This is a genomic window from Flavihumibacter stibioxidans, from assembly GCF_014332695.1.
Lineage (GTDB): Bacteria > Bacteroidota > Bacteroidia > Chitinophagales > Chitinophagaceae > Flavihumibacter > Flavihumibacter stibioxidans.
In genome coordinates this window covers 1538247-1563710 of the sequence record NZ_MBUA01000001.1, presented here as the reverse complement: position 1 = coordinate 1563710, position 25464 = coordinate 1538247, and the positions used below count along the sequence as shown (strand labels likewise).

At 48.8% G+C, this 25464-nt stretch carries 21 protein-coding genes; 11 read left to right on the top strand and 10 right to left on the bottom strand.

Going from position 1 to position 25464, the window contains the following annotated elements:
- The first annotated feature begins 36 nt into the window (after positions 1-36).
- Positions 37-3489: a TraB/GumN family protein gene (locus BC349_RS06645; RefSeq protein ID WP_187255924.1), complete on the top strand. Its 3453-nt coding sequence runs from the start codon at positions 37-39 to the stop codon at positions 3487-3489.
- Here the strand turns inward: BC349_RS06645 and BC349_RS06640 are convergent.
- The 5 genes from BC349_RS06640 to BC349_RS06620 form a co-directional block, all read right to left on the bottom strand.
- Positions 3470-3982, bottom strand: coding sequence for a RidA family protein (locus BC349_RS06640; RefSeq protein WP_187255923.1), 513 nt, complete (start codon positions 3980-3982; stop codon positions 3470-3472). The genes BC349_RS06645 and BC349_RS06640 overlap by 20 nt on opposite strands.
- 27 nt (positions 3983-4009) lie before the next feature.
- Positions 4010-4717: an MIP/aquaporin family protein gene (locus BC349_RS06635; protein ID WP_187255922.1), complete on the bottom strand. Its 708-nt coding sequence runs from the start codon at positions 4715-4717 to the stop codon at positions 4010-4012.
- Between the two features lie 11 nt (positions 4718-4728).
- Positions 4729-6294, bottom strand: coding sequence for a glycerol-3-phosphate dehydrogenase/oxidase (locus BC349_RS06630; RefSeq protein WP_187255921.1), 1566 nt, complete (start codon positions 6292-6294; stop codon positions 4729-4731).
- An 85-nt stretch (positions 6295-6379) separates the two neighbouring features.
- Complete coding sequence (gene glpK, locus BC349_RS06625) at positions 6380-7879, bottom strand: glycerol kinase GlpK (RefSeq protein WP_187255920.1); 1500 nt, start codon at positions 7877-7879, stop codon at positions 6380-6382.
- Positions 7880-7925: 46 nt separating this feature from the next.
- Entirely contained in the window at positions 7926-10451 is a 2526-nt protein-coding gene (locus BC349_RS06620; protein ID WP_187255919.1) for a DUF5686 family protein, read from the bottom strand.
- A 117-nt stretch (positions 10452-10568) separates the two neighbouring features.
- On the opposite strand from BC349_RS06620, the gene BC349_RS06615 reads away from it, so the two are divergent.
- Genes BC349_RS06615 through creD form a run of 3 tightly spaced genes read left to right on the top strand, consistent with a single transcriptional unit; the run spans position 10569 to position 13357 of the window.
- Complete coding sequence (locus BC349_RS06615) at positions 10569-11198, top strand: hypothetical protein (RefSeq protein WP_187255918.1); 630 nt, start codon at positions 10569-10571, stop codon at positions 11196-11198.
- A gap of 6 nt (positions 11199-11204) precedes the next feature.
- Complete coding sequence (locus tag BC349_RS06610) at positions 11205-11504, top strand: winged helix-turn-helix domain-containing protein (RefSeq protein ID WP_187255917.1); 300 nt, start codon at positions 11205-11207, stop codon at positions 11502-11504.
- Between the two features lie 44 nt (positions 11505-11548).
- Entirely contained in the window at positions 11549-13357 is a 1809-nt protein-coding gene (creD, locus tag BC349_RS06605; RefSeq protein ID WP_187255916.1) for a cell envelope integrity protein CreD, read from the top strand.
- Between the two features lie 54 nt (positions 13358-13411).
- Here the strand turns inward: creD and BC349_RS06600 are convergent, their stop codons facing one another.
- Positions 13412-16879 carry a hypothetical protein gene (locus BC349_RS06600; protein WP_246456805.1) on the bottom strand — a complete coding sequence of 1156 codons (3468 nt, stop codon included), beginning with the start codon at positions 16877-16879 and terminating at the stop codon, positions 13412-13414.
- Between the two features lie 70 nt (positions 16880-16949).
- Here BC349_RS06600 and BC349_RS06595 point away from each other — a divergent pair, with 70 nt between their 5' ends.
- On the top strand, positions 16950-17600 hold the full coding sequence (locus BC349_RS06595) for an MBL fold metallo-hydrolase (protein ID WP_187255915.1): 651 nt from the start codon (positions 16950-16952) through the stop codon (positions 17598-17600).
- A 13-nt stretch (positions 17601-17613) separates the two neighbouring features.
- On the opposite strand, the gene BC349_RS06590 is transcribed toward BC349_RS06595, so the two are convergent.
- A complete protein-coding gene (locus BC349_RS06590; protein ID WP_187255914.1) occupies positions 17614-19116 on the bottom strand; it encodes a lipopolysaccharide biosynthesis protein in 1503 nt (500 codons plus the stop codon).
- Between the two features lie 87 nt (positions 19117-19203).
- On the opposite strand from BC349_RS06590, the gene BC349_RS06585 reads away from it, so the two are divergent.
- The gene (locus BC349_RS06585) at positions 19204-19848 is read left to right on the top strand and encodes a hypothetical protein (protein ID WP_187255913.1); all 645 of its coding nucleotides are present in this window, start codon (positions 19204-19206) and stop codon (positions 19846-19848) included.
- A gap of 3 nt (positions 19849-19851) precedes the next feature.
- On the opposite strand, the gene BC349_RS06580 is transcribed toward BC349_RS06585, so the two are convergent.
- Entirely contained in the window at positions 19852-20853 is a 1002-nt protein-coding gene (locus BC349_RS06580; RefSeq protein WP_187255912.1) for a cytochrome-c peroxidase, read from the bottom strand.
- Complete coding sequence (locus BC349_RS06575; RefSeq protein WP_187255911.1) at positions 20850-21629, bottom strand: MbnP family protein; 780 nt, start codon at positions 21627-21629, stop codon at positions 20850-20852. The genes BC349_RS06580 and BC349_RS06575 overlap by 4 nt, the downstream gene beginning before the upstream one ends.
- Positions 21630-21648: 19 nt before the next feature.
- On the opposite strand from BC349_RS06575, the gene dtd reads away from it, so the two are divergent.
- The 5 genes from dtd to BC349_RS06550 all read left to right on the top strand — a co-directional run bounded on the left by dtd (position 21649) and on the right by BC349_RS06550 (position 24644).
- Positions 21649-22104, top strand: a complete 456-nt coding sequence (gene dtd, locus BC349_RS06570) for a D-aminoacyl-tRNA deacylase (protein ID WP_187255910.1) — start codon at positions 21649-21651, stop codon at positions 22102-22104.
- Positions 22105-22124: 20 nt separating this feature from the next.
- Entirely contained in the window at positions 22125-22457 is a 333-nt protein-coding gene (locus tag BC349_RS06565; protein ID WP_187255909.1) for a nucleotide pyrophosphohydrolase, read from the top strand.
- 24 nt (positions 22458-22481) lie between these two features.
- Complete coding sequence (locus BC349_RS06560) at positions 22482-23936, top strand: glycine--tRNA ligase (RefSeq protein ID WP_187255908.1); 1455 nt, start codon at positions 22482-22484, stop codon at positions 23934-23936.
- A 50-nt stretch (positions 23937-23986) separates the two neighbouring features.
- Entirely contained in the window at positions 23987-24277 is a 291-nt protein-coding gene (locus BC349_RS06555) for a hypothetical protein (RefSeq protein WP_187255907.1), read from the top strand.
- An 88-nt stretch (positions 24278-24365) separates the two neighbouring features.
- The gene (locus tag BC349_RS06550) at positions 24366-24644 is read left to right on the top strand and encodes a hypothetical protein (protein WP_187255906.1); all 279 of its coding nucleotides are present in this window, start codon (positions 24366-24368) and stop codon (positions 24642-24644) included.
- A gap of 3 nt (positions 24645-24647) precedes the next feature.
- Here BC349_RS06550 and BC349_RS06545 read toward each other — a convergent pair whose 3' ends face one another.
- Positions 24648-25394 carry a ferredoxin--NADP reductase gene (locus BC349_RS06545; protein WP_187255905.1) on the bottom strand — a complete coding sequence of 249 codons (747 nt, stop codon included), beginning with the start codon at positions 25392-25394 and terminating at the stop codon, positions 24648-24650.
- Positions 25395-25464 lie beyond the last annotated feature (70 nt).

Sequence of the window (25464 nt, the reverse complement as noted above, 5' to 3'; positions counted from 1 at the left end):
GGGCTTTGTATATTTTGGATTCGCTAAATACTACTTATGCCCGTTCGCCGTACTGTCCTTATCCTTGTTCTCCTGGTACTACTCCAGCCTTTATTCCTGCAAGCCCAGGAACCGATTGCCAATACCATGCTCTGGCGGATCACAGGAAAAAACCTGTCCGCCCCTTCCTATCTCTTTGGCACCATGCACCTGCAGGACAGGCGCCTGTTCCAGTTTGGGGATTCGGTATATGCCGGCATCCGCAACACCCAGGGCTTCGCTGCAGAACTTGACCTGGAACAACTGGGCAATGCAGTTATTGAAAGCATGATGCAGGAAAGGGAAAACGGTAAAGGACAACTGCTCAGCGAAATGTTGTCAGCAGAGCAGAAGAAAAAATACGCCGCAGCACTGGAGAAAAAGTTTAGGAAAAAATATGACAGGATCACCTACGGCGAGTTGAAATCCAGATCGGATGGCTGGATGTATTCCCTGAAGAAGAAAGATGATATGTCCACTTTTATGGATGCCTGGTTGTTTGATTTCGCAAGGCGCGAAGGCAAATGGGTGGGCGGACTGGAAGACATGGAAGACCAGATGAGTATTGCCAGGTCCAACCTGGCCACACAAATTGAACAGGTGCTGCAACCCGAAAAGGAAAAACAGCAGTTCCTGGATAAGTTCATCCGGATATATGCAGATGGGAAACTCAGTCAGCTCAATGACATTGTGCAGGAAACAAGCGGTTACCTTGGCGCTTATAAAATCAACCAGCGAAACTTCAAGATGGCACAGCGTATTGACAGCCTGTCCGCCATCCGGACCGGCTTTTATGCAGTGGGCGCCGCTCACCTTCCGGGTGATTCAGGGGTGATCAAATTGCTCCGGAAACAGGGTTATCAGGTGGAGCCGGTATATTCTACAGCCCGGTTGGACCCCGACAAGCAACTGCCGGCCGAAAGGCTCCTGGACTGGCAAAAAGTACAGGACCCCGACAGCAGTTACAGCGTGTGGATGCCAGGAAAACCATCCCTCCTGAATAAAATCGAAAACCTGCAGGCGGCACAAATCTATTTTGACTTCTTTACCATGTCGGCATATTTCACTGCCACCGTCGACCTGCCGGGAGTAAGCGAAAACCAGATCGATTCAATAGCATCCTCTTTGGGAAAGATGTACAAAGAGAAGGGAAAATTGCTGGCAGATTCAGTGAGGAAATTTAGTGAGTTCAGTGCGCGCTATATCCAGATGGTGGTTGCTGAAGGGAAGGGATTCATGACCATTCATTCCATGCCCGGAAAGATGGTGATGAATATGATTTTCTCCCAGGACAAAAACCTGGCGGAAGGCAAGGATGCAGAAAGGTTTTTTTCTTCAATGACAATCAACAGGCGGGAAACCGCGAAAGGGATCCGCGAATGGCGGTATAACAGGGAGGAACAATCGCTGATATCATTTGAAGTGCCGGTCGAACTGAAGAGGGAAGTATCACTGTCGGATTCAGTATGGAAGGAACTTTCTTTCAGTGGGCTGGACGTGCTGAAGCAAATCTATTACATGGTGAAAGTGTATGAAAGCCAGCCGGGGTATTTCTCGAGTCTTGATTCCGGTTATTTTGAAAATGTTATCTCCCAGGCAGTCGCAAATGGTGATTCGAGGCTGATCAGTCGGCGTAATTTCAAGATGGATGGCTTCCCGGCGGCGGAAGCATTATTGGGCATGCGTGTAGATGGAGATACCGTGCATTCCCATTTTAGTTTGCTGAATCGGGGAAACAGGCGCTACCTGTTTGTATCCAGTTATGCGCCCGGGGATAGTCGTAAAGAGGATGCGCAACGATTCCTGCACAGTGTCCGCCTCCTGCCATACAGGGAACCCCGCAATAAAGTAGTACAGATCACTGCTGCCAATTTCACCACAAGTTCACCTGCTCTCTTTGTGGCAGATGGTGTGGCATTGGAAAATGGCAACAGGAAATTCATGATGTATGATTCCGTGAGTGCCGTTTCTGCACATGTGGATATTGAACCACTCTCTAAATATTACTGGTCTGAATCAGACAGCAGTTTCCTTCGCGAGCAGACACAGCTATATGTGACCAGTGAAGACAGCCTGCTTACCTACAAAACTTCCCGGTCGAACGGCAAAATGGTGGCCGACGCAGTAATCCGGCATGGCGAAACGCATAACCTGAAAAGGGTGAGGCTGTTTGCAAATGGGGATACCGTATATGCCATGTATGCTTTCCTTCCCGCGGAGATCATGAACAGCCAGTCTTACAGGGAATTATTCGATGGTTTCAGGGTGATAGGGGAGGTGAAAAAACATTCCTATACGGAATCAAAAGCCAGGCTGCTGCTGGCCGACCTGCTATTGCCTGATTCCATTATTTTTTCCGAAGCGTCCGAAGCCCTGAGCCGGGTGCATTTCGGGAAAGAGGATATCCCCTTCCTGCAAAAAGCAATTCTTTATCCCTATGCGGATTTCAGTCCCAACCGCTATTGCACACACGATGAACTGATCCAGGTATTGCTCGATGCCAGGGATCCTTCCACCACCGGGTTTATTCCCGGCGCCTTTCTTTCCCTGAAGGAAAGAAACAGTGAATTGCAATACCCGTTGTTGTCGGTATTAACCAGGACGCAAACAAGGGAATCCTTTGAAACATTGAAAGCGCTGCTTAAAAAGGGACTGCCTACTTCCGGATATGCCAATATCCTGAATCCATCCATCACCGACAGCCTTGAACTGACCGGAATTTTATTACCCGAACTGCTGGATTATTGCAGTGACAGCCTGTTTGTCAGGATGATGCCCGATGTACTGCTGAAATTGTATGATTCAGCGAAAATATCCAGGGCGCAACTGGATAGCGTTCTGCCATATATGCTTGCCCTCGGAAAAAATTATGCCGATTCAATGAAAGCAGATACGGCCTATTTCCCGAATGGGTTCAACCGGTTCTGTAATTTACTCGCCCTCTATAATGATAAGGCAAGCCTGAACATGTTGCGCGGATTCGCTGAAAGTTCCAATATTGATGTGGTCAACGCGGTTGTAACGGCCATGCTCGCCCGCAAACTGGTTCCGGATGAATCCTGGCGACTGAGGCTTGCGAAAGATGATTACTACAGGATGCACCTGTACCAGGATTTGATGGAGAAGGACAAATTATCCCTGTTCCCGAACAGTTATGCCAGGCAGCCGCAACTGGCTGCCAGCCATTTGTTCAATACCATCTGGGAAGACTATGATATCAGGACGGTGACATTTTTGTCGGAACAGAAGCATTTGATTGATGGTGAAAACAAACGCTTCTACCTGTTCAGGGTGGTTGTTGGTAACGGTGATGAACAAATGAATGTGCTGGGGGTTGCCGGTCCTTATGAACCATCCGGAAAAGTCTCGAATTCAATTGGTTCCCTTACCGGATTACATACCGAAGCTGTGCTGGAAGAAAAAAAGGTTTTGGAGCAGTTCAGGGATTTCCTCAATCAATCTCAACAATAACCTCTACTTCCACGGCAATATTATTGGGAAGGGAAATCATGCCAACAGCAGAACGGGCATGTTTTCCCTTTTCGCCGAACACGGCTACCATCAGGTCTGAATATCCGTTCATCACTTTGGGCTGGTCTGTGAAATGGCTTTCGGAACCGACCATACCCAGCACTTTTACTATGCGTTTAACCCGACCCAGGTCGCCCAGGTAATCTTTCAGTACTGCCAGGTGATTAATGGCTACCAGGCGCGCTGCTTCATAGCCCTGTTCAATATTCAGGTCTTTTCCCAGCTTACCTGTTATATCAGTGCCATCAGGCCTGGAAGGGCCTTTGCCCGACAGGAAAAGCAGGTTGCCGCTTTGTACCACATTCACATAGTTGGCAACCGGTTTCTTTACTGCAGGTAAGGTAATGCCAAGGGATGATAATTTTGATTCCGGTGACTGTGCGCCGGCGAGGTTGAACGAGAAGAGGAGGGCGAAAAGGAGGAGGGGCTTCATGATGGTGAATGGTGAATGGTGAATGGGTTATTGCAAGGCGTTAAAGGTGAGGGCGGCGATAATGGCGCCGAGGATGGGACCCACAATGGGCACCCAGGCATAGGCCCAGTCGCTGCTGCCTTTTTTACCTATAGGCAAAACGGTATGCGCAATCCTTGGTCCCAGGTCACGTGCCGGATTGATGGCGTACCCGGTAGGTCCACCCAATGATAAACCGACAGCCAGCACCAGGAAAGCTACAGGTAATGCTTCCAGTGCGCCGTGGTTATCGGAAGGAGAAATGATCATCAGTACCAGGAACAGGAAGATAGCAGTGGCAACTGTTTCCGTTACCAGGTTGAATACCGGGTTGCGGATGGCCGGAATGGTGCTGAAGATGGCCAGTTTGGCGGTAGTATCTTCTGTAACATCGAAATGGTTGCGGTAGGTCAGCCACATCAGTACCGATCCGGAAAACCCACCGGCAACCTGTGCCAATATGTAATAGGGAACATCAGCCCAGCTGAATTTGCCGGTTAAGGCAAGACAGATGGATACCGCAGGGTTCAGGTGGGCGCCGCTGTATTTTGACACAGCATAAACCCCTACAAAAACCGCCATGGACCAGCCGAAGGAAATCACGATCCAGCCGCTGTTTTGTCCTTTTGATTTATTCAGTAATACGTTGGCTACCACGCCATTTCCAAAAGCTATCAGTATGGCCGTTCCGATAAATTCTGCAAGGTAAGGATGCATCCTGGTTAGATTTAATTAGATGATTTATAGGGTAAATAGTTGACGGCAATGGCGGTAAATATGTCTACCTGGTCCTGTTCCCATGCCGTATCGCGGTGAAGCTCACTGGCAAGTATATGCGCTACTGCAGGTGCTGATTCAATGGCGGCCCGGGCATCCAGCAAAAGTGCGCGGGTTCGGCGGGACAAGGCATCGTCTACGGTCATACACATTTCCTCCCTTGCTGCCCAGATGATCTCAGCTTTATTGTATGGCAGGTTCGGATGGATCTTTTCGGACCATTCGGGATTTTCCTTTTCCAGTGCCCTGATCTTTTCCAGGTCGGTTCCGTAGTAGTACCCATGCTCTGCATAATCCTTCACTTCCTTTGCCCCGTGAATGGAAAGCAGGGGAGTGGTGCATGGCTTATCGGGCAATAGTTTTTGCCGGATGGCCACATTCAGCGCATCTTCCGCCATCTTGCGGTAGGTGGTCCATTTGCCACCGGTGATACTGACGAGCCCGCTTTCACTCACCTCAATAAAATGATCGCGTGATAACGCAGCCGTACTGCCGGCTGATCCTTTCACCAGGGGACGAAGCCCTGAGAAAACGGATTTTACATCCTCGCGTTTCGGATCCCCGGCCAGGTATACACGAATATTTTCCAGTATGAATGTGATCTCTTCCTCTTTTGGAACAGGCTCCTCAGTTGGCTGTGACACCGGAATATCGGTTGTGCCAATAATAAGTTTCTGGTGCCAGGGTACGGCAAACAACACCCTGCCGTCAGACGTTTCCGGTATCAGGATGGCTGTATCGCCGGGAAGGAATTTCTGGTCTACCACCAGGTGGGTGCCCTGGCTTAATGATAATACCGGTGCCTTTGCCGGGTCATCGGCATGACGCAGCCTGTCCGTGAATATACCGGTAGCGTTGATGACAACAGCCGCATTGATCGTGTATACCTCACCGTTAAGCATATCCGAGGCTTCCACACCGGTGATTTTGTCATTTTCCTTCAGCAGCCTGTTCACTTTCACATAGTTGACTACCACACCATTCTGTTCTGCCGCTGTTTGTGCCAGGTTGATGGCCAGCCTTGCATCGTCAAATTGTCCGTCCTGGTACAGTACCCCTCCCCTTAAACCCTCCGGGTCCAGTGTGGGAGCACGTTCCAGGGTTTCCTCACGGGAAAGGAAAACCGAAGATCCCAGCCCCAGGTCGCCAGCCATCCAGTCATAGATTTTCAGTCCGATCCCATAAAAAGGGCCTTCCCACCATTTGTAATTGGGCAACAGGAAGGATTGGTTTTTCACCAGGTGGGGGGCATTGCGACGAAGTAAACCTCTTTCGCGCAGGGCTTCCATTACCAGTTTCACATTTCCCTGCTGGAGGTAACGCACTCCGCCGTGTACCAGTTTTGTGGACCGCGATGATGTGCCCTTTGCAAAATCAAATTGTTCCAGCAGCACCGTTTTGTATCCCCGTGATGCCGCATCAATGGCAATGCCTAATCCTGTTGCGCCGCCGCCTACAATGCATACATCCCACCGGGATGTGCTTTTCAACGCACTGATCATTTGTTCTCTCTTCATCTCTTATTTTCTGGTTCTCTTTTTCAGTTCACCCTTTCACTATACTCCGCTGCACCATCGTTATTCTCCATCCACCGCACCAACACTATTCTGCATCCGCCCAGGCAATACTTGCTTTCACTGCCCGGTTCCAGCCTTTGATATAGGGGGCCATTTCATCTGCAGTGTGCTGCGGGAAAAAATGTTTGGCGGCCTTCCATTGCTGCTGTATGTCTGCGATACTTTCCCAGTAGCCAACCCCCAGTCCGGCCAGGTAGGCTGCTCCCAGGGCGGTGGTTTCATATACTTCCGGCCTTACTACAGGAACCTGCAATACGTCGCACTGAAACTGCATCAGCAGGTTATTGATGGTGGCGCCGCCATCCACCCGTAATTCCCTGATGGGAAGTCCGGCATCCGATTCCATTGCTTTCAGTACATCCCTGGTCTGGTAGGCGATGCTTTCCAGGCATGCCCTTGCAATATGCGCCTTGGTGGTACCTCTTGTCAGGCCAAACACCGCTCCCCTTGCATGCTGGTTCCAGTGGGGTGCTCCCAGGCCTGCAAATGCGGGCACCATATATACGCCATCGGTGTCCTTTACTTTTGAAGCCAGTTCTTCAATATCAGCGGAGGAGCGGATCAGGTGCAGTCCATCTCTTAACCACTGTACCACGGCGCCGCCAATGAAGATGCTGCCTTCCACGGCATATTCCACCCGGTTATTGATTTTCCAGGCTACGGTGGTCAGCAGGTTATTGGCCGAATGAACGATTTTATCGCCGGTATGCATCAGCATAAAGCAGCCGGTACCATAAGTATTTTTTACCATGCCAGGCGAAGTACACTGTTGTCCAAAGAGGGCGGCCTGCTGGTCGCCTGCGATGCCTGCCAGTGGAATATTGGCGCTTTTTACCACCGATTCACTCACCGCATAGACCCGGCTGCTGGGAATGATTTCAGGCAGCACAGATGCAGGTATGTCAAATAGTTTCAACAGGTCAGTATCCCACTCACAGGTTTCAATATTCATGAGCATGGTACGGGACGCATTGGACACGTCGGTCACATGTACCTTACCGTTAGTAAGTTTCCAGGAAAGCCAGCAGTCGATGGTGCCGAATGCCAGTTCGCCTTTGACCGCTTTCTCGCGGGCGCCGCTGACATTATCGAGTATCCATTTCAGTTTGGTGGCGGAGAAATAGGCATCCGGCACCAGTCCGGTTTTTTGCTGGATCATGGGTGCCAGTCCATCGGCTTTTAACCTGTCACAAAACGATGCGGTGCGCCGGTCCTGCCATACAATAGCATTGTATATCGGGCGTGAGGTATTCCTGTCCCATACCACCGTCGTTTCTCGCTGGTTGGTGATACCCATTGCCGCAATATCGGAAGTGGTGATGGAAGCTTTGGCCATCGTTTCTGCCAGCACGGAAAACTGTGAAGCCCAGATTTCTTCGGCATCATGTTCCACCCAGCCGGGATGGGGGTAGAGCTGGGTAAACTCCTTTTGTGCTACATGGCAAATCTGCCCGTACTTGTCAAAAAGAATGGCCCTGGAACTTGTTGTACCCTGGTCAAGGGCGAGAATATATTTTTCCGACATGCAATCTGTTTTTGGCTTTTTAAGATAAGCAAAAAACAGTTGGATATCAGAATGCCAGCCGGAAACTTCCGAAAATACCAAAACGGCTTACCCGGTCAACAGGCAGCGGGCGCGGAGCAAGCCTCCAGACAAAATCCAGCCTGAATACCTTGAAGATATTGTCCACACCGGTTCCCAGCTCGAGGTACAGTTTGCCGTCGAGGTCCTTGAACTGGTTATAGGGGTTGTCAAAGTTCAGCGTTTTGTTGGCTTCGGTTATGGCTCCCGTTATACCCTTGGCGCTCCAGAACTGCCGGAACTTCAATTTGCGCGTTAAGGGGATATACTTGAACAGGCCGTTGCCGATATTATGCTCGAGGTTGAATCCCGCATAACGGTCACTGATATACTCAAAACGCTGCATCAGGTTGAAGGCGTATTTGTTGTAATAATAGATCTCGTTACCCGGCATCACATTCAGCATCATATAAGGCAATGTGCCATAGGTTTTACCACCGAAGAAATTGTAATACAGGCTTCCGAAGGGCGCGATCTTCATATAGTCGGAGATGCTGCCGTAGATCTTGTCATAATTGTAATCGCTGTTAAAAACGCCGGCAAATCCCCTTGCGTACATGAATTCAAGTATCGGGTAGGAACTTCCCAGGCTGAAGCGGTTGAAATTGGTTTCCAGGAATCTTTCATTGTAACCGAAGCGTACGCGAACCCCCATTTCAAAATTGGTGAGGGCAGCACCCTTGTCACCATTGCGCAGGAATATTTCTTTTGGCGGAAGGTTTTTCAAGGGATCAAAGCTCTTGTGGATGCCGGTGAAAGTAGCCGATATCCCCGGGTTCCATTCCCTGAAATATTCCAGCTTGGCTTCCTTGATCTGCATGAACTTGATGGGTATGCCTGATTTGCGGATGGCCAGCGCGAAGATATTATCGGTGCTGATCTCATCATAATACACCTGGCCGTTATCAAGGTCTTTTGTATAACTACCATGAATATACGAACGGGGATGGCGGCTGAACAGGTATTTTCCTTCCAGCTTGTATTTGAAAGCGCGGTCGCCGAAGCCGTAAGCCAGGTAGCCGTGCAGGTATAGGTCCTTGTTGAATTTCGGGTTAGTGCCCAGGTCAAACCGCATCCGGAATCCTTCCCAGGAATTTCCGGTGAACCAGTTGTACCAGGGGCCGATCTCATAATTGCCTACATTGCGATAGCCTGTGGCAAGGAAGTTGAGGGTGTTTACATATTTGTTGAACAGGGGCATTTTTTGCAGGGTGTCAATCATGGAATAAATGGCCTGTTCATTTTTGCTCAGGGATTCATGCCTGGTTCCCACCCAGAAACTGTCTGCTTTCTGCAAAGCCCCATCGGCGAAAAGTATTTCCGACTGTACTTTGTTTTTGGCAATGGAATCGCGGATAAATGGTTCGTTGACGATCACATCCCTGTATGTGGATGTTTTACGACCGATGGCGCCCAGCCTGTTTTTCCCGATGGGGGCAACATCCACCACAAACTTGTCCTTTGACAGGAACCAGGTGGTATCATTGATCAGTTTGTATTCCTGTATCAGGCTGAGCTTTTCCACGAAATTGATGTTTGCCTCCTTGCTCAGGTTCAGGGTCATTTTTTGGATGGCCCAGGTGGGATCATGTACCCAGGCATCGCCTTCAAAAGTATTCTCACCCTTTCTCCGTGCCGTAAACAGGAAATGGATGAGCCGCTGACCGGCCACATACTGGGTGTCGAGTACCTGGTATTTATAATAGGCAGGGCCATTGTCGCTGATGGGACTCACAAACTGTTTGTCGAAGACAGGAATGTAATTGTTGTAAACATTGACGTTTTGTTCGGTTCCCCCCAACAGTTTGGTGACACTTTCATTGTCCACCCCCATGGCTTTCACCGCCTTGATCGTTTCACGCGTGCGCCTGGGTGATTTCTGGTAATAATAATCGGAAATGGTTTCCGTCAGGTAAACAGGAAGAAAGGGCTGCCCTTCTGTGGTGTCCACATTATCAAAAATAAAACTGAATGGGCGGAGGGGGCCCATCTCTTTCATTTTTTCCTTGTTGAACCGGTTGATGTCCAGTTCCAGTTTGTTATACAATTCGTAGGTAAAGGAATTGAAACGGTAGCGGTCGTTGAAGGGTTTCCTTTTGTTGATCCGCTTCCACATCAGGTAACCGCGGTCGATCTTGGTCTTCACAATTACCTCACTGGTAAGTTTACCTCTCTCCATTCCAATGACAATATCGATCGACTGGCCACCGTCTTTAGAAAGCCTGGCGGCAATATCGGGACTGATGGCAAATCTCACATCCTGGTAACCTACATAGGTAACTTCCAGGGTATCAGTAGGCCAGTTATTAAAATAAAACGTAAAAGTGCCGGCAGAATCCGACAGCCGCCCGTGTTGCGACTGGATGAATTTCAGCGAGGCGAAGGGAATGCGTTCATCACTAAGCCTATCCTTCACATATCCCCGGATGGTTTTGCTTTGGGCATGGGCGAATAAGGTTATCAGCAGCGTAAGCATTACCCCGATGGCGCGCTGGCATTTGGGTCTCAAGTCCATAGAGCCGCAAATTTAGTATATGTCCAATAACGATGGGATTACTTTAACACTTGTATAAACAATGAAAATTTTGTTATGTGAAAGCTTCTTCATTACTTTGAATTACAAAGTGCTTTTATGTCAACTGAACTTTCAGGCCTCAGCGCCTTGCAGGATATCCGGAAAATGATGGAAAAAAGCAGCCGTTTCATCAGCCTGAGCGGCTGGAGCGGGGTAGGTGCAGGCGCCTGCGCGCTGGCAGGTGCATGGCTGGCCAGCAACAGGATTGGGGAATATTATTCCGTCGATTACGGTTCGGCCGCTCCCTGCATCGACTGCCTGAAATCGGACCTGGTGAAGATTGCTGGCGGGGTTTTCATTGTGGCGGTGCTGATCGCCTTCCTTTTTACCTATGCCAGGAGCCGCAGGGAAGGAGTTGCCATCTGGGGCAATACCGCCCGCAGGCTGATGTGGAATACCCTGCTGCCAATGGCCGCGGGAGGTATATTTATCCTGCGCCTGATGGAATTGAAGCAATATACCCTGGTTGCCCCGGCTTCACTGATCTTTTATGGCCTGGCACTGGTAAATGGCAGTCGCTTTACCCTTGGAGAAATTAAATGGCTGGGTTATGCCCAGATTCTTACAGGCATCATAAGTTTGTGGATCCCGCGTTCCGGCCTGCCAGCATGGGCATTCGGTTTTGGCATACTGCACATTGTATATGGATTTGCCATGTGGTGGAAATATGAGCGCAATAAATCCTGAAACATCATGATCAATCCAATCGGACAACTAAATAAAATCTTTGACAGCCGGATAAGACTGGGCATCATGAGTTCCCTGATGGTCAACGAAAGCCTCAGTTTCAATGAACTGAAGGAACTGATCGAAGTGACCGACGGTAACCTGGCCACCCATTTGAAAACACTGGAAGAAAATGGTTTTATCAAGGTGCAGAAGGGATTTGTGGGGCGAAAGACCAATACTTCCTATTCGGTGACCAAAGCAGGAGTGAAGGCCTTCAAACTGCACCTGGAAGCGCTCGAAAAAATGATCCGCTCTATCAACTGATTTTTTTTGCCTTTATACTTTGAAATAAAAAGTGCTTTGTAAATATGGAACCTGTTAACTCGAGGCTGATGGCCTTCAAAATCTGGGTATTTACCCTGTTGGCTTTCGGACTGATCAGTACGGTGGTGGCGGTTTTTATGTGGGACTGGTCAGATATGATCCTGGTCATTCCCGTTACGATTGCTGCAGCCATGGGTAGCCTTCCCATACTGGTATTGCTGTTTTTTCTCCTGCCATTCCTTTCCCGGCTGTCAACAGATTACCGCGGGAAAACCACCAGGCTTTATGGAATCATTTTCCTGGTAATTACCGGTTATGGGCTGGTGGCCGGACTGGTTTCCGTGCCATTTTATGACGGCAACTGGCTCACCGAATTTTTAGGGTGGTGGGCCGGTGGCACTGCCTTCCTTTCGGCCTCAGCTTTCGTCGGGTTCTGGTCTGTACGCAAAGAGACAGCCATCTACTTCGAAAAACCTGTTTCCGCCATCGCGCATTCTAATCAATCAATCATAATCATGGAACAAGTAACCAACAACCCACATCCCGACCCCATTAGCCGTACTTCCAATGCCATTCTTTATAAAGGCATCATTACCGGCGTACTCATTCTGCTCATGATGATTCCGGCCCTCTTCATCAACAACCTGGTGGGTGAACGAAAAGAAAGACAACAACAGGTAGTGCAAGAGGTCAGCAGTAAATGGGGAAGCGGCCAGACCCTTTCCGGATTTTTCCTGGTACTCCCTTATGAGGTCATTCATACCGATGCGGCCGGCAAGCAAACTACGGAGAGAAAAGAACTGACGATCTTACCCGAGACCCAGCAGGTGAACAGTATTATGTTTCCCGAGGTTCGTCCCCGTTCTATTTACAAGGTATTGTTATACAAAACCACCGTTAACTATGACGGCCGCTTTGTGATCAGGCTGCCAAGGGAGATTGATCCCGCCTCGGTGAAATGGCAGGAAAGCAGGATCTGTGCAGGTCTCACGGATATCAAGGGCATTGAAGAAAAGATCATGGTGAACCTGGATGGTTCATCCATTGAGCTGTCGCCCGGATTACCAAATAAAGTCATTACCGATAACGGCTTATCCGCTCCTCTTGAATTGCTGCCCGAAAAACTGAACCAATCCATTGCCTTCCGTTCGCAGATCAAACTGAAGGGCAGTGAAAAACTGCATTTTATTCCACTTGCCGGTAACAGCCTTTTTTCTATCCGTTCCTCCTGGCAGAACCCTTCTTTTGATGGCAATTACCTGCCTGGAGAAAGGGTCGTGAACGACAGTGGCTTCACCGCGAGCTGGTCTTTCAATAAAGCCAACCTTCCTTTCGGGACATTGTTGCTGGACAAGGGTTTTGAGGAAAAAGGATTTGCATTTGGTGTCACCATGCTGCAACCTGCTGACCAGTATTCGAAAACTGAAAGGAGTACGAAATATGCCATCCTGTTTATCGGGCTTACCTTTTCGCTGTTTTTTATCATTGAGCTGATGCAGAAAAATCCGGTGCATCCTGTCCAGTACGTACTGATCGGAATTGCATTATCTGTTTTTTATACCTTGTTGCTTTCCTTCAGTGAATTCATTGCTTTCGATTATGCATATGGGTTAGCAGCTACCGCTACCATCACGCTGATAACACTTTATGCAAAAGGGCATTTCGGGTTATGGAAAACGGCGCTCATCTTTGGGGCTGTGCTGAGTTGCCTGTATGCTTTCACTTTTGTGCTGGTTCGCCTCGAAGATACCGCCTTGCTGATCGGTAGCATTGGCCTCTTCCTGGTACTGGCCCTGGTAATGTATGGAAGCCGCAAAGTTCAGTGGTACGGAAAGCCGGTTCCTGCCGCATAAAAAAAGCGGGTGTATCCATTTCGGATACACCCGCTTTTATATAAAATGATTCCTTTAAAAATCAACACCCAGTGCAAAATGCCAGATAGGCCTGCCCTTGAAGAAGCCATTCATTTCCCAACCGGTATCGAGGCGCATGAAATAACCCAGCAGGGTGCTGCGCGCGCCAAATCCGTATCCTCCTACGAATGGTCCCACACCACCTGCCTTGATCTTTACCAGCACATTTCCTTCCTGGTAAACTTTCGACGGCCTTGCCATTCCATTGTATTTACCATTCCAGGCAGTACCGAGGTCGGTGAACTGGACAAGCTGGAAATTGCGGAGAAAGGCATTGTTGATGGGGCGTTTCAGCAAGGTGGTGAATACCGGCAGACGGAATTCACTGTTGATCACCATGGCATTGTTGCCATTGGTAATATTCTGGCGGTGCCCCCTCATGTTAACAGCCAGTGCCTGGAAAGCATAAGTCGGGTCCTGCGGTTGTACTTCGGTGTTAGCCTTCGGGAAAAGCCATCCATCTTGTCCGCCCAGGTAATACAATATCTTCTGGTCACCCCAGGAGAAATCTGCTGCCACCCGGCCGGCCCAGATGAAATTCTGGAGGATGGGATAGTAATACCGCGCATCCCAGCCAACATTAAAGGTGTTCCTTCCGGCAGTGGTCTGTAATTTGTTTACCTGGGTATTCAGGTCCATATAGACTTTGTACCGGAGACCATTCCAGATATTGGTGGCTTTCATGATGGCATTGTCGTGCACGTATTCAACCCGCAGCAAACCATAGCTCTTCTTCTCATCTTCCACTTCAATGGTGTTGGGATCCGAGATGGCTTTGGTTACCACTTTGTCGGTCCTCAGGCCAAGGTTGATGCGCACGCTTCTCACTTTATCAAACGGGTACTTGATGCCTGCCTGGTACAAATTGGTGTAGAGTTTGGCAGGGATCAGGAATCCGACACCAATGTCTCTTCCGCCCACATCGGTGCGGCGGTAATACATGGCGGTATAATCGATCCTGCGTTTCATGTAATCAAAACGCGCCAGGTATTCAGAGCCCGAATTGAACAATGACTGGGAACCCGGAATAAAGATATTAGGGCTTCCGAGATTGATCGGTACACCCTGGCCGGCTGTATTGATCAATGGTGAACGGAACATGCCGGTAAAGCGAAGGTCTTCCAGCATGTCATACACCGTTACCTTGAACATTCCGTTAAATCCGTTATTGGCACTGTTGGTAACAGGCAGCGAACCGGTAAATGGCTCGTAGCGGGTAACCAGCACATCGTTGTTGAAGAGCGAACCGGTTACCTGGTCAACAGAAAACTTCAGGCGGTAATCAAACCGGCCCGCTTTTTTCAGGATGGAGGGCTGGCTTTCTGTTTGTTGTTCTTTCCTGATCCTTTCAACCGCCGCGGAGTCGGCTTTGTCTTCCTCAAACTCTGATTCAAATTCAACTTTTTTGCCGCTTGTATCTGTTGGCTGTTCAGGTTGCCGGAATTGAATGGCTGCCCCTGCCGCTATCCTTTGCTCATCAATCGTTCTCTTCCTGAAATCGGTTGGCCGCGGATTGATATTCCGTTTCCTCAGGGTGTTTTCATCCACTTTCAGTTTGTAGAGAAACTTCAGTTCTCCTTCCTGCCTGACTTCACTTACCTGGTCTTTATCGCCCGCAGCTTTTGTTTCCACCAGTCCGCTCTGGTAATTGGTTAACGGGAACACATATGCGGAATCATTGGTGATGGAAAAAGTGAAGATGGTATCGGGCTCCGTTTTGTCATAGACCTTCAGGAGTGAATCAATCTCTTTGTATTCGGGATTGCGCAACACATCATCCCCAATCCGGTAGATGGTATCCACACCGGCCCTTTCAGTGGTGAAGAATCCGGCAAACCGGTTGTTGATACCGTTTTCATCAGCCGCAAATGTAAAGTGTGATACGTTATACTGCGCAGGGTACCTGGCGTTTCCATATTTCAGGTTGCTCATTTGCGAGATCTGCTTGAATTCGCTCTTATTGAAATTATCAACCAGGAAAATATTATAGCGATGGTTGGATGGCAGGATAGTATCTCCGGATACAGCGGTTGCGGATGGCCTGTTGGATGCATACAGGATGCCCATCTTGTTTGGAAATGCCACGAAGGATGGATCAAGGTCGTCATATATATCATTCGTGATCTGTTCCACACGCTCGCGGTCGATCTTGAAGGTGAAAATATCTGACTGCCCGTTTTTAACCCCACTCAATAAAAGTGTGTTATCGTCCGTCATAAACTTTATATCCTGGATTTGTTCAAACTGGTCGAGCACCAGTTTATCGCGTTTGATCCGGGAGAATATGTCGTAGGTAAACATCCTCAGTTTTCCTTCACTGCTGTACACCACCAGTAATTTGTTGCCCTTGCCATTCCAGGCCAGCAATGGGTAATGCGGGTCCTGTTTGGCTTCCAGGTTGCGGACACCGTTTTTCAGGAGCACTTTGCTGGTTACATAATCTTCATAAAAGAGAACGGTCTGTAATCCTTTTTTATACTGAACCACTGCATAGGCCTGGCTACGTGGAGCCGGGTTGGGGGTGAAATTGTAGAAGTCCTTATTCTTGTCCACTTCCTCCACCACTGACATAGACCCTTTGGGGTTGTTGCGGCGGCCGCGGATATCCTTATAATACTTGTCTTCATTGTAGGTCATAAAATCTGACAGGACTTCCTTGAATTTCTTTTTGGCGATCCGGTTGGAAGCGCCGTTCAGGTTGCGGTACAGCCTTGCCAGGTAAAGGAAATACTTGGTGTTTTCCTTCTTGTAGGTCTCTTCGACATAACGCCAGAATGAATGGCCTGCCAGCATGGGCTGGTCATAGGCAAACTGGTAAAAATTCCGGTATTTGCCTGAGAGCATCGCAGATTTCAACTGGTTGTCAAGGTCGGTGCTCCAGTTTTCTGCAGCATAAGCCACAAATCCGTCGGTCAGCCATTTGGGAAGGTCCAGCAAGGCCTGGTTGGCGGCAAATTCGCCCAGGTCATCCCCGAAAAGGATATTATCCAGCAGGATGCGGGCAATTCCCTGCCTTACCTGGATGCGTAAGTTCCGATGGTCGCTGTTATAATAAACCACCACTTTATTGTTCACCAGCTTGGTGTTGCCACCATTGATCTGCCAGTCTGTGGTCAACCCGATATTGGTTTGCTGCAGGTCGTTGAAATTGTTGTAGAGGACGATGTTGGCCCGGCGCTGCAAGCCGTATTCCATAAAGGTTTCAAGGTCGGGCAATTCAATTTCCGCCATCTGTGCAACTGATTTTGCGAGTGGCTCGCCATTCTGGCTGTAGTAGGTATTGAAATTATCTGTCTGGTAATATTGCCATTTGAACTTCCTGTACTGGACCCGGTTTTTCCCAAATTCCACCGTATTCACCTGGGCATTTACCAGGGAGGGGGTAATCATCAGGAAAAGGATAAAAATCAGGGTAAGCTTGGTACACACGCGCAAAAACAAATGATTCTTCGGAAATTGCATATCCAGTGATTGTGGTTTAAAATTATGATATTCAGGGTTAACCCGGAAATCCCCCCCAAATAATAGAGCTATGTTAACAATCCATTTATTCGAGTTCAGTCCCATAATGGAAAATTCCTATGTTTTGTTCAACGAATCGGGCGACTGCATGATCATTGATCCGGGTTGTTACGACCAGCGCGAGGAGCAGCAGTTAAAGGCTTTCATCGACCAGCATAAACTGACTCCCCGCCTCTTACTGAATACCCACTGCCATCTTGACCATGTGTTCGGCAACGATTTTGTTCACCGTACATGGAAACTTGAGCTGCATATTCACCCCACGGAAAAGCTGGTGCTGGACTTTGCCCCCGATTCGGGCAAACGCTGGAACCTTCCTTTCCGCAATTACGACGGTCCATTACATTATATACGTGGCGGAGATACCATAAGGTTGGGTACAGACGAATTAAAAGTGATCGAGGCTCCCGGGCACTCACCCGGCCATGTCTGCTTTTATTCTGAGTCCCAGCAATTTGTCATTGGCGGCGATGTCCTGTTCCGGCGAAGCATTGGGCGCACCGATCTTCCGGGTGGCAACCATTCCCAGTTGCTGAACAGCATTCGCACCCAATTGTTCACCCTGCCGGATGCGGTGAGGGTTTACCCGGGTCATGGGGAAAGCACAACGATAGGGTTTGAAAAGAAGAACAATCCTTTTTTGAATGGGGGGGATAGGTGAGGAGGTGAGGAGGTTATACAAATTTGCTGAGAAGAGGGATTTTCGACAGTTCCTTTTTTTCCACCTTTGCTACAAACATTGCGAAACCCGCCAGCAGCAGGGTACCGGTCAGCACACTGAACCAGAGCGGGGAATAAAAATAGAGTACCAGGCGGTGAAACGCATAAACCAGGCTCACCAGCACCAGATAGGAGATCAGTTTTTTACGCGCATAGGGGACAGGGTAATATTTCTGTCCCATTACGTAGCTGATCACCATCATCAGCAGGTAGCAGGCGAAGGTGGCGAGGGCCGCGCCGAGGTAATGCAGGCGCGGGATCAGCAGGATATTCAGTACGATGGTCAGGACTGCGCCGGCAATGGTGATATAGGCTCCGTACATGTTCCTTCCCGTTAGTTTATACCAGATGCTGAGGTTGTAATAAATTCCCAGGAAAATATTACCCATGGCAAGTATGGGTACAATGTACATGCCTTCGGCCCAGGCATCGGATTTTACGGTGATGATCCATTCCAGCACATCCAGGTAGAGCCCGATGAAGAGAAACATAAAACAGCAGGCCAGCACGAAGAATTTCATGACACGGGCATATGATTTCTGTGCACCTTCCTGTTTCGACTGGTTAAAGAAATAAGGTTCGGCTGCCATCCGGAAGGCCTGGATCAGGATACTCATCATCACGGCCAGCCGGTACACATTGGCAAAAATTCCCAGTTCATGTTTGGCCTGTTCTGCCGGGAGGTCCACCACATGCTGGTAGATCAGGCGGCTGAGCACATCATTTACCATGCCGCCGAAACCAACTATCACCAATGGATAGCTGTAGTGCATCACCTCCCGGAATAGTTTGCTATCAAATTCCCAGTTCAGCTCCTTCCATTCAGGGGCCAGCATCGCAAAAGTGGCGATACTTCCCAGCAGGTTACCCACCAGGTACCAGCCAATCCCGATATCGAAACGTTGAAAGAGTCTCAGCGGACTGTCGGGGTGGTTGGAAATATATGCCGGCAGTACTCCCACAAAAAAGAGCACGATCAGCAGGTTGATCAGGATGCCGCTGATCCGCACGAATGCATACCGGCGGGGGCGATTTTCCTGTCTCAGTTTGGCAAAAGGCAGTGTGGCCAGGGTGTCGAACAGCAGGATGCCGCACATCCAGGTAATGTATTCGGGATGAGCTTCCAGTCCGGCTGCAGCGGCAATGGTACCACGACTGAAAAATAATAATGCAGTAAAAGCCAGGCTGCTGATGAACAGTGAGACCGATAATGTGTTATATAAATGGTGTTTGTCCTTATCCTGGGAAAACCGGAAGTAAGCCGTTTCCATTCCATAAGTAAACAAAACATTCAGGAATGGGATCATCGCATATACCTGGGTGATATCAGCAGTAACGGATGGCTTTTCAAAAAGGAAGGGAAGCGCCATATTCATCAGGTAGCCGAGGAATCGGGCTACAATGGTGGGTACACCATACCACAAGGTTTGTCCGGCCAGTTTTTTGATCTCACTCAAAGGATGCTCAGAATTTGGGCAAAAATAGTTGTAAATCAACTGACGAAATGGATTTTATAACTTTGTCACTGAAATAAAACCATGAATATGAAAAGAGGATTAGGATTATTACTGGCAGTATCTCTTGCATTTGCAGTGCAGGCCCAGCAACCCATGGAGGGTATTGCGGAGTTCCAGAAAAAGAATATGCCGGCAGCAGTATTGGAATTGCCTTACCCGCCTGATGTAGTGGAGAAGGCAATGGAAGAAAAATTCAAGACCATGGGCTTCAAACCTGCAAAGGCGAAAGATTACCAGTTATACCGGAATGTGCCTTTGGGCGATGGCGGAAATTTATATGATGTGTATGTAAAAGTTGACCGCAAAAGCAGAAAGGAAAAAGCTGCATCACTGGTGCAGATGATCATGGCAAAACCCAATGAAATGCTTTCATCGAGGGCCGCTGATGAACGCACCGGTATCGAAGACGGCAAAACCTATCTCGCGGGCGTTACTCCCTTCGTTGCGGATTATAACCTGAACCTCGAGATCCTGGCTCAGGAAAGCCTGATTGACAAGATGGAGAAAAAACATACCAGCATGCTCGATGAAGGAGCGGACCTGGCAAAGAGAAAAGTTCAGATAGAAGAAAAAATTGCTGAGAATTCCAATGCTGTTAAACAGCATGCGCTGGACCTGGAGAAGGCCAGGCAGGCGCTGCAGGCAATCAGGGCACGAAAACTGGCTCACTGAAAATCATGGCTGCCCAAGCCTTGGATTATTGATAAAAGCAGAATCGGTCAGGGTTTTAAAGAACTCTGTCAACAATCCCCTTTCAACAGAAGAAAGGGGAATTGTTTTATTATAATGTTCATACACATCTGAAATATCCCAGAGGCGGCCATCGTGCATATAGGGGAAGCTCACCATGATATTCCGCAGGCTTGGGACTTTGAATTTGAGCGAATCAGCGGAACTACCGGTGATGCGCATACGCCCAACATCATTCAGTCCGGGGTTCAACGGTAATCCGTTGCTTTCATAGGCGAGATTGGTGAACAGCGGTTCGGCGTGGCAACTGTTGCATTTCTTCTGCAGGAATACCTGGTAGCCCGCCGCTTCATTTACATTGAAAACATCTTTACCTTGTTTTACCCTGTCGTATTTTGAACTCGCCGAAACCAACATCAGCATATACTGGGAAAGCGCTTTTGTCAGGCGTGCAGTATTGATCTCCGGCGTTCCGAATGCTTTTGCGAATCCCTGCTGGTAAGCAGGATCAGCCGATAATTTTTCAATTACTGAAGGGATGGTTTCCGCCATTTCATTGGGTGCCGTGAGTGGCGCCAGTGGCTGCAGGTCGAGGTGGTTGATACCGCCATCATGATGGAATTCACTGTGCCAGGCCAGGTTGAAGAGTGCGGGGGCATTGCGCAGGGTGAACTGGTTATTGAAACCATGGCTGAGGTCATGTTCGAAAGTGGCAAATGCCGCGAATGGCTGGTGACAACTGGCGCAGGGGAAATTGCCATCCTTTGAAAGGCGGCCATCAAAAAATAATTTTCTTCCCAGTTCAAAGCCTTCATTGGTAAGCGGATTCGATGCAAAATCATAACTGGTTTCCGGCCATCCTGCCGGCATCGGGAAATCCAGTGCAGTCGGGGATTTCGGGCTATCCTCCTTGTTGCATCCCGTACCCGTTGTTATTGTTGACAGGAAAACGGCAAGAAATAATATGTAAATAGTGCCGGTCTTCATCGGATACTGTAATCAACTATTTCAAATGCACCGGCAAAATTGAGGGATATATTCATGGCCAATTCCCCCGGCGTCATGACCACGGCATTTTCGGCTATGCGTAAGGGAAAGTGGGCATCGAAAAAACTGTTCATGTCGTAAGCTATGTCCACATGCAGGGTCTGGTCTTTGCCCAGTATCCATTTATCCGTACCGGTGAGTTGGGCAACCATGGGCCGGATGGCACTGAAGGGATTTTTAAACCCGCCGACATGGTATTCGAACTTGCCATTGGGCTGGCTTGATGCGGTTGAATTGCCTTCGATCTTGGTAAAAATATAACCGGAGTTCCAGGTCCAGAACATTCCCCTGGCAGGATCCAGCACGCCCGATTGCACCCCGCTCACATTCAGTGCGCTGTCAACCCCCAGGATGAATGCCAGTGCATCATAAATACCTGGCTCAACGGGCATGGCAATTTGCATGGAATTCTGATCAGCGAGATCTGGCAGGTAATAGGGTTCGCCTTCAACCGCCTTTTGAAGTCCGCTTTGCTGGTCGCCCAGGCTGAAACGCCCGGCATAGAATCGAAAGATGGATAAGCTATAAGTTTCCCCGAATGGGTTGGTATAGGGTTGGTTCAGTTGCAGCGGCTGCCCATTAATGACCGGTATAAAGCGGATTTCAAGGGTGGCCCTGGGGGGACTCTCCACACTGTTTTCTTTTTGGCACCCGCTCAGGATAAAGAGTACGGCCAGGAGTACGGTAAGCGCTTTATAACTATTTTCGGTTTTCACAGCTGAAAGTTACAAAAATATGCGGGTTGTCATACAGAGGGTAAGCGAGGCCTCCGTCAGCATCGGCGGTAATATTAAATCGGCCATAGGGCAGGGGTTACTGGTATTGGTAGGCATCGAAGATGCCGATACGGAGGAAGATCTCTGCTGGCTCAGCGGGAAGATCGTCCAGATGCGGATTTTTAATGATGAAGCGGGTGTCATGAATCTTTCCCTGAAGGATATCGGGGGTGATTTACTGGTGGTAAGCCAGTTTACACTGCATGCAAGCACCAAAAAGGGGAACCGCCCTTCCTATATCAAAGCGAGCAAACCTCCGGTAGCCATTCCCTTGTATGAGCGATTCGTGGCCCGGTTGACCGAAGACCTCGGGAAGGTGGTTGGTACAGGTGAATTCGGCGCAGATATGCAGGTTTCCCTGCTTAATGATGGCCCGGTGACCATAGTGATGGACACGAAGGATCGTGATTGGTGAAGGGTAAAAAAAACTATTATATGTCTGATATTTCGATTCGGGAGGCCCAGGCCCAGGTGGATACCTGGATCAAAACCGTTGGGGTCCGCTATTTCAATGAACTTACCAACCTGGGCATTTTAATGGAGGAGGTGGGGGAACTGAGCCGCCTGATGGTCAGGCAATACGGTGAACAATCCTTTAAGGAATCGGACAAAGGCCGGGACCTGGCGGATGAAATGGCGGACGTTCTTTGGGTCCTGATCTGCCTGGCCAACCAGACCGGGGTAGACCTTACCCGGGCCCTGGAGAAGAACTTTGAAAAGAAGCACATCCGGGATGCCGAAAGGCACAGAGGGAATGATAAATTGTAATTTTCCCAATATCTTTGCCGCCTTATGGCGAACGATAACAATAAATTTCAGGCAATTATATCGCATTGTAAAGAATACGGCTTCATATTCCCTTCAAGTGAAATATACGACGGTCTGAGTGCCGTGTACGACTACGGTCAGTACGGCAGTGAGTTGAAAAAGAACATCCGCGATTACTGGTGGAAATGGATGACCCAGCTCCACGAAAACATTGTTGGAATCGATGCCGCCATTTTCATGCATCCCACCACCTGGAAGGCCAGCGGTCACGTGGATAATTTCAGCGATCCGATGATCGATAACAAAGACAGCAAAAAGCGCTACCGGGTGGATCACCTGATCGAAGCCCATGCAGATGCCCTGCCCAAAGAACAGGGGGAGGCCTTGCTGGCAGAAATGGATCAATTGCTGGCAAAAGAAGATTTCGCGGGTTTGAAGACCCTGATCGAGAATAATAAGATTAAGTGCAGCGTCAGCGGTACCTGCAACTGGACCGATGTGCGGCAATTTAACCTCATGTTTGCCACTGAATTCGGCGCGGTGAGCGGCGAGGGCGATGATAACATGGTTTACCTGAGGCCCGAAACCGCCCAGGGTATTTTCGTCAACTTCCTGAATGTCCAGAAGACCGGCCGGATGAAGATCCCGTTTGGTATTGCCCAGGTGGGAAAAGCTTTCCGGAACGAGATCGTTGCCCGCCAGTTCATTTTCCGGATGAGGGAGTTTGAACAGATGGAAATGCAGTTTTTTATCCGTCCCGGCACACAAAAAGAGTGGTATGAATATTGGAAGGAGGAAAGGATGAAATGGCACCTCAGCCTGGGTATTCCGGCCGACAGGTACCGTTTCCATGACCACGTGAAGCTGGCACACTATGCCGATGCCGCCTGCGATATCGAATACGATTTCCCGATCGGTTTCAAAGAAGTGGAAGGCATTCATTCCCGTACTGATTTCGACCTGCGCAACCACCAGGAGTACAGCAAGAAGAAAATGCAGTATTTTGACAATGATCCGGGCCCTGATGGCAAACCATACGGCAACTATATTCCGTATGTAATTGAAACATCCATCGGACTGGACCGTACCGTGATGATGGTATTGAGTGAAGCTTATGAGGAGCAGGATCTCAGCACGGCGGAAAAGGCTGATAGCCGCGTGGTGCTTAAGTTTCCGCCGAAATTGAGCCCGGTCAAGCTGGCCATCCTGCCCCTGATGAAAAAGGATGGCCTGCCGGAAATTGCCCGGGACCTGATGAATGAGTGCAAAGCCTCCTTCAGGTGTTTTTATGAGGAAAAAGATACAATAGGAAAGCGATACAGAAGACAGGATGCTATTGGCACGCCGTTTTGCGTAACCATCGACCACCAGACCAAGGAGGATGGTACGGTAACAATCAGGCACCGCGACAGCATGGTTCAACAGAGGATTCTTTTGAAAGATGTGAAAGAAATGGTTGAAAAAGCCATTCAGGAATAATATATTTGTTAGAACCCTAAACCAATGGCTCCCCAAAAGGGGCCTGCTGTATGAATATGCAAATCACAGTACACCTTGGATTGCTTGCTTTGGTTATGCTCTGTGCCTTTGTCGCAGGATTACTTTTCCGCGTATTGCAGGTGAAAGCGCTCCGTCGCCAGATACTTGAACTGGAAAGTGAAAAAATGCAGGATCATGCCGAAATCCTTCAACTCCAGAAAAAAATAGCAGACCAGCAACAAAGCCGTTCCAACCCGCCCGCAGCAACTCCGGTTGTACCACTGATTGAAAAAGAATCAGGACAGCCGGACAATGGAAAAAACAAGCGGGCCTCCCAATAATCCGGCACAGTTTCCCGTTAATCAATTCAATTTTCCACTGCAGGCAATATAAATGAAATTGGTTCGTTAATGATTCAAACCAATTTCTATGATGTATGCCAACATCAATATAGCCGTACTGCTTTGGACCCTGCTTGCATTTGCCATTGGTGCTGTTGGCGGATTTGCCATGAGGTCGCACCAGCTTTTAAAATCACGTAAAAGGATTTTGGAATTAGAGACGGAGATGGTTGAAAACCACGCCGAGATACTTCGCTTGCACAAGATTCAGTCTGGCAGAAAGGAACAATCCGAAAAAGTACCGGTGATCAGCCTGACCCTGGGCGAATCGTCCTCCGCACAGGTGAAAGCCAAAGCCAAAGGATAATCATCACCCGTATAATTCGAGGTGTATATCTTTTTTATCAAAGCCCAGCGCCAGAATGCGTTGTTTGGCTTCGTCGATCATATTTTTCCAGCCACATAAGTAGAAATATGCCGGATTCAATGGCTGGCCTGTCTTATTCCTGATATCATTGCAAACATCTTCGTACACAGAATGTACATATCCGGTCAGGATACCATCCCTCGCTTCTTCCCTTGAATAGGTCGGCAAAAACCTGAACCAGGGAGCTTTTTCCTGCAAATCCTTCAATTCATTGGCATACAGGCAGTCGCATTCCTTCCTGCTTCCGAAAATGAGGTATACATTCTTATGCGGAATATTATTCCTCATGATATGGTGGGCCATCGACCGGAAAGGGGCTATACCGGTACCGGTACAGATAAGGAACAGGTCCTTTTCAATAGTTTCCGGCAGGGTGAATACCCCCTGGGGACCCCGGAGTGTCAGTTCACTGCCCACCTTCATTTCAGTGAACAGGTATTTGGTTCCGAGTCCGCCTTCCAGCTGAACTATGATTAATTCAAAAACATTCGACCCATCGGGCCAGGATGAAATGGAATAGCTTCGCCAGCGCTTGTTTTTTGCTTCATGAATGGGCAGGTCCAGGGTTACAAACTGTCCGGGTTTAAAATCAAACCGGTCCAGTTCCGGTACCTCGATCCAGAACCTTCTGGTGGTAGGGGTTTCATCAACTATCTGAATGATTTTTCCGGTTCGCCACGGTTGCAGCATGGGTGGTTTTTGTGTGGGAAGTTAGTGAATATTAAGGCATGGCGAGAAAGGGGGAGGGAAGTGATGAGCA

Excerpts from the sequence above, each read along its gene's own strand:
- BC349_RS06645 (WP_187255924.1), top strand. The coding sequence starts at position 37 with ATGCCCGTTCGCCGTACTGTCCTTATCCTTGTTCTCCTGGTACTACTC.
- BC349_RS06640 (WP_187255923.1), bottom strand. The coding sequence starts at position 3,982 with ATGAAGCCCCTCCTCCTTTTCGCCCTCCTCTTCTCGTTCAACCTCGCC.
- BC349_RS06635 (WP_187255922.1), bottom strand. The coding sequence starts at position 4,717 with ATGCATCCTTACCTTGCAGAATTTATCGGAACGGCCATACTGATAGCT.
- BC349_RS06630 (WP_187255921.1), bottom strand. The coding sequence starts at position 6,294 with ATGAAGAGAGAACAAATGATCAGTGCGTTGAAAAGCACATCCCGGTGG.
- glpK (WP_187255920.1), bottom strand. The coding sequence starts at position 7,879 with ATGTCGGAAAAATATATTCTCGCCCTTGACCAGGGTACAACAAGTTCC.
- BC349_RS06620 (WP_187255919.1), bottom strand. The coding sequence starts at position 10,451 with ATGGACTTGAGACCCAAATGCCAGCGCGCCATCGGGGTAATGCTTACG.
- BC349_RS06615 (WP_187255918.1), top strand. The coding sequence starts at position 10,569 with ATGTCAACTGAACTTTCAGGCCTCAGCGCCTTGCAGGATATCCGGAAA.
- BC349_RS06610 (WP_187255917.1), top strand. The coding sequence starts at position 11,205 with ATGATCAATCCAATCGGACAACTAAATAAAATCTTTGACAGCCGGATA.
- creD (WP_187255916.1), top strand. The coding sequence starts at position 11,549 with ATGGAACCTGTTAACTCGAGGCTGATGGCCTTCAAAATCTGGGTATTT.
- BC349_RS06600 (WP_246456805.1), bottom strand. The coding sequence starts at position 16,879 with ATGCAATTTCCGAAGAATCATTTGTTTTTGCGCGTGTGTACCAAGCTT.
- BC349_RS06595 (WP_187255915.1), top strand. The coding sequence starts at position 16,950 with ATGTTAACAATCCATTTATTCGAGTTCAGTCCCATAATGGAAAATTCC.
- BC349_RS06585 (WP_187255913.1), top strand. The coding sequence starts at position 19,204 with ATGAAAAGAGGATTAGGATTATTACTGGCAGTATCTCTTGCATTTGCA.
- BC349_RS06580 (WP_187255912.1), bottom strand. The coding sequence starts at position 20,853 with ATGAAGACCGGCACTATTTACATATTATTTCTTGCCGTTTTCCTGTCA.
- dtd (WP_187255910.1), top strand. The coding sequence starts at position 21,649 with ATGCGGGTTGTCATACAGAGGGTAAGCGAGGCCTCCGTCAGCATCGGC.
- BC349_RS06565 (WP_187255909.1), top strand. The coding sequence starts at position 22,125 with ATGTCTGATATTTCGATTCGGGAGGCCCAGGCCCAGGTGGATACCTGG.
- BC349_RS06560 (WP_187255908.1), top strand. The coding sequence starts at position 22,482 with ATGGCGAACGATAACAATAAATTTCAGGCAATTATATCGCATTGTAAA.
- BC349_RS06555 (WP_187255907.1), top strand. The coding sequence starts at position 23,987 with ATGAATATGCAAATCACAGTACACCTTGGATTGCTTGCTTTGGTTATG.
- BC349_RS06550 (WP_187255906.1), top strand. The coding sequence starts at position 24,366 with ATGATGTATGCCAACATCAATATAGCCGTACTGCTTTGGACCCTGCTT.
- BC349_RS06545 (WP_187255905.1), bottom strand. The coding sequence starts at position 25,394 with ATGCTGCAACCGTGGCGAACCGGAAAAATCATTCAGATAGTTGATGAA.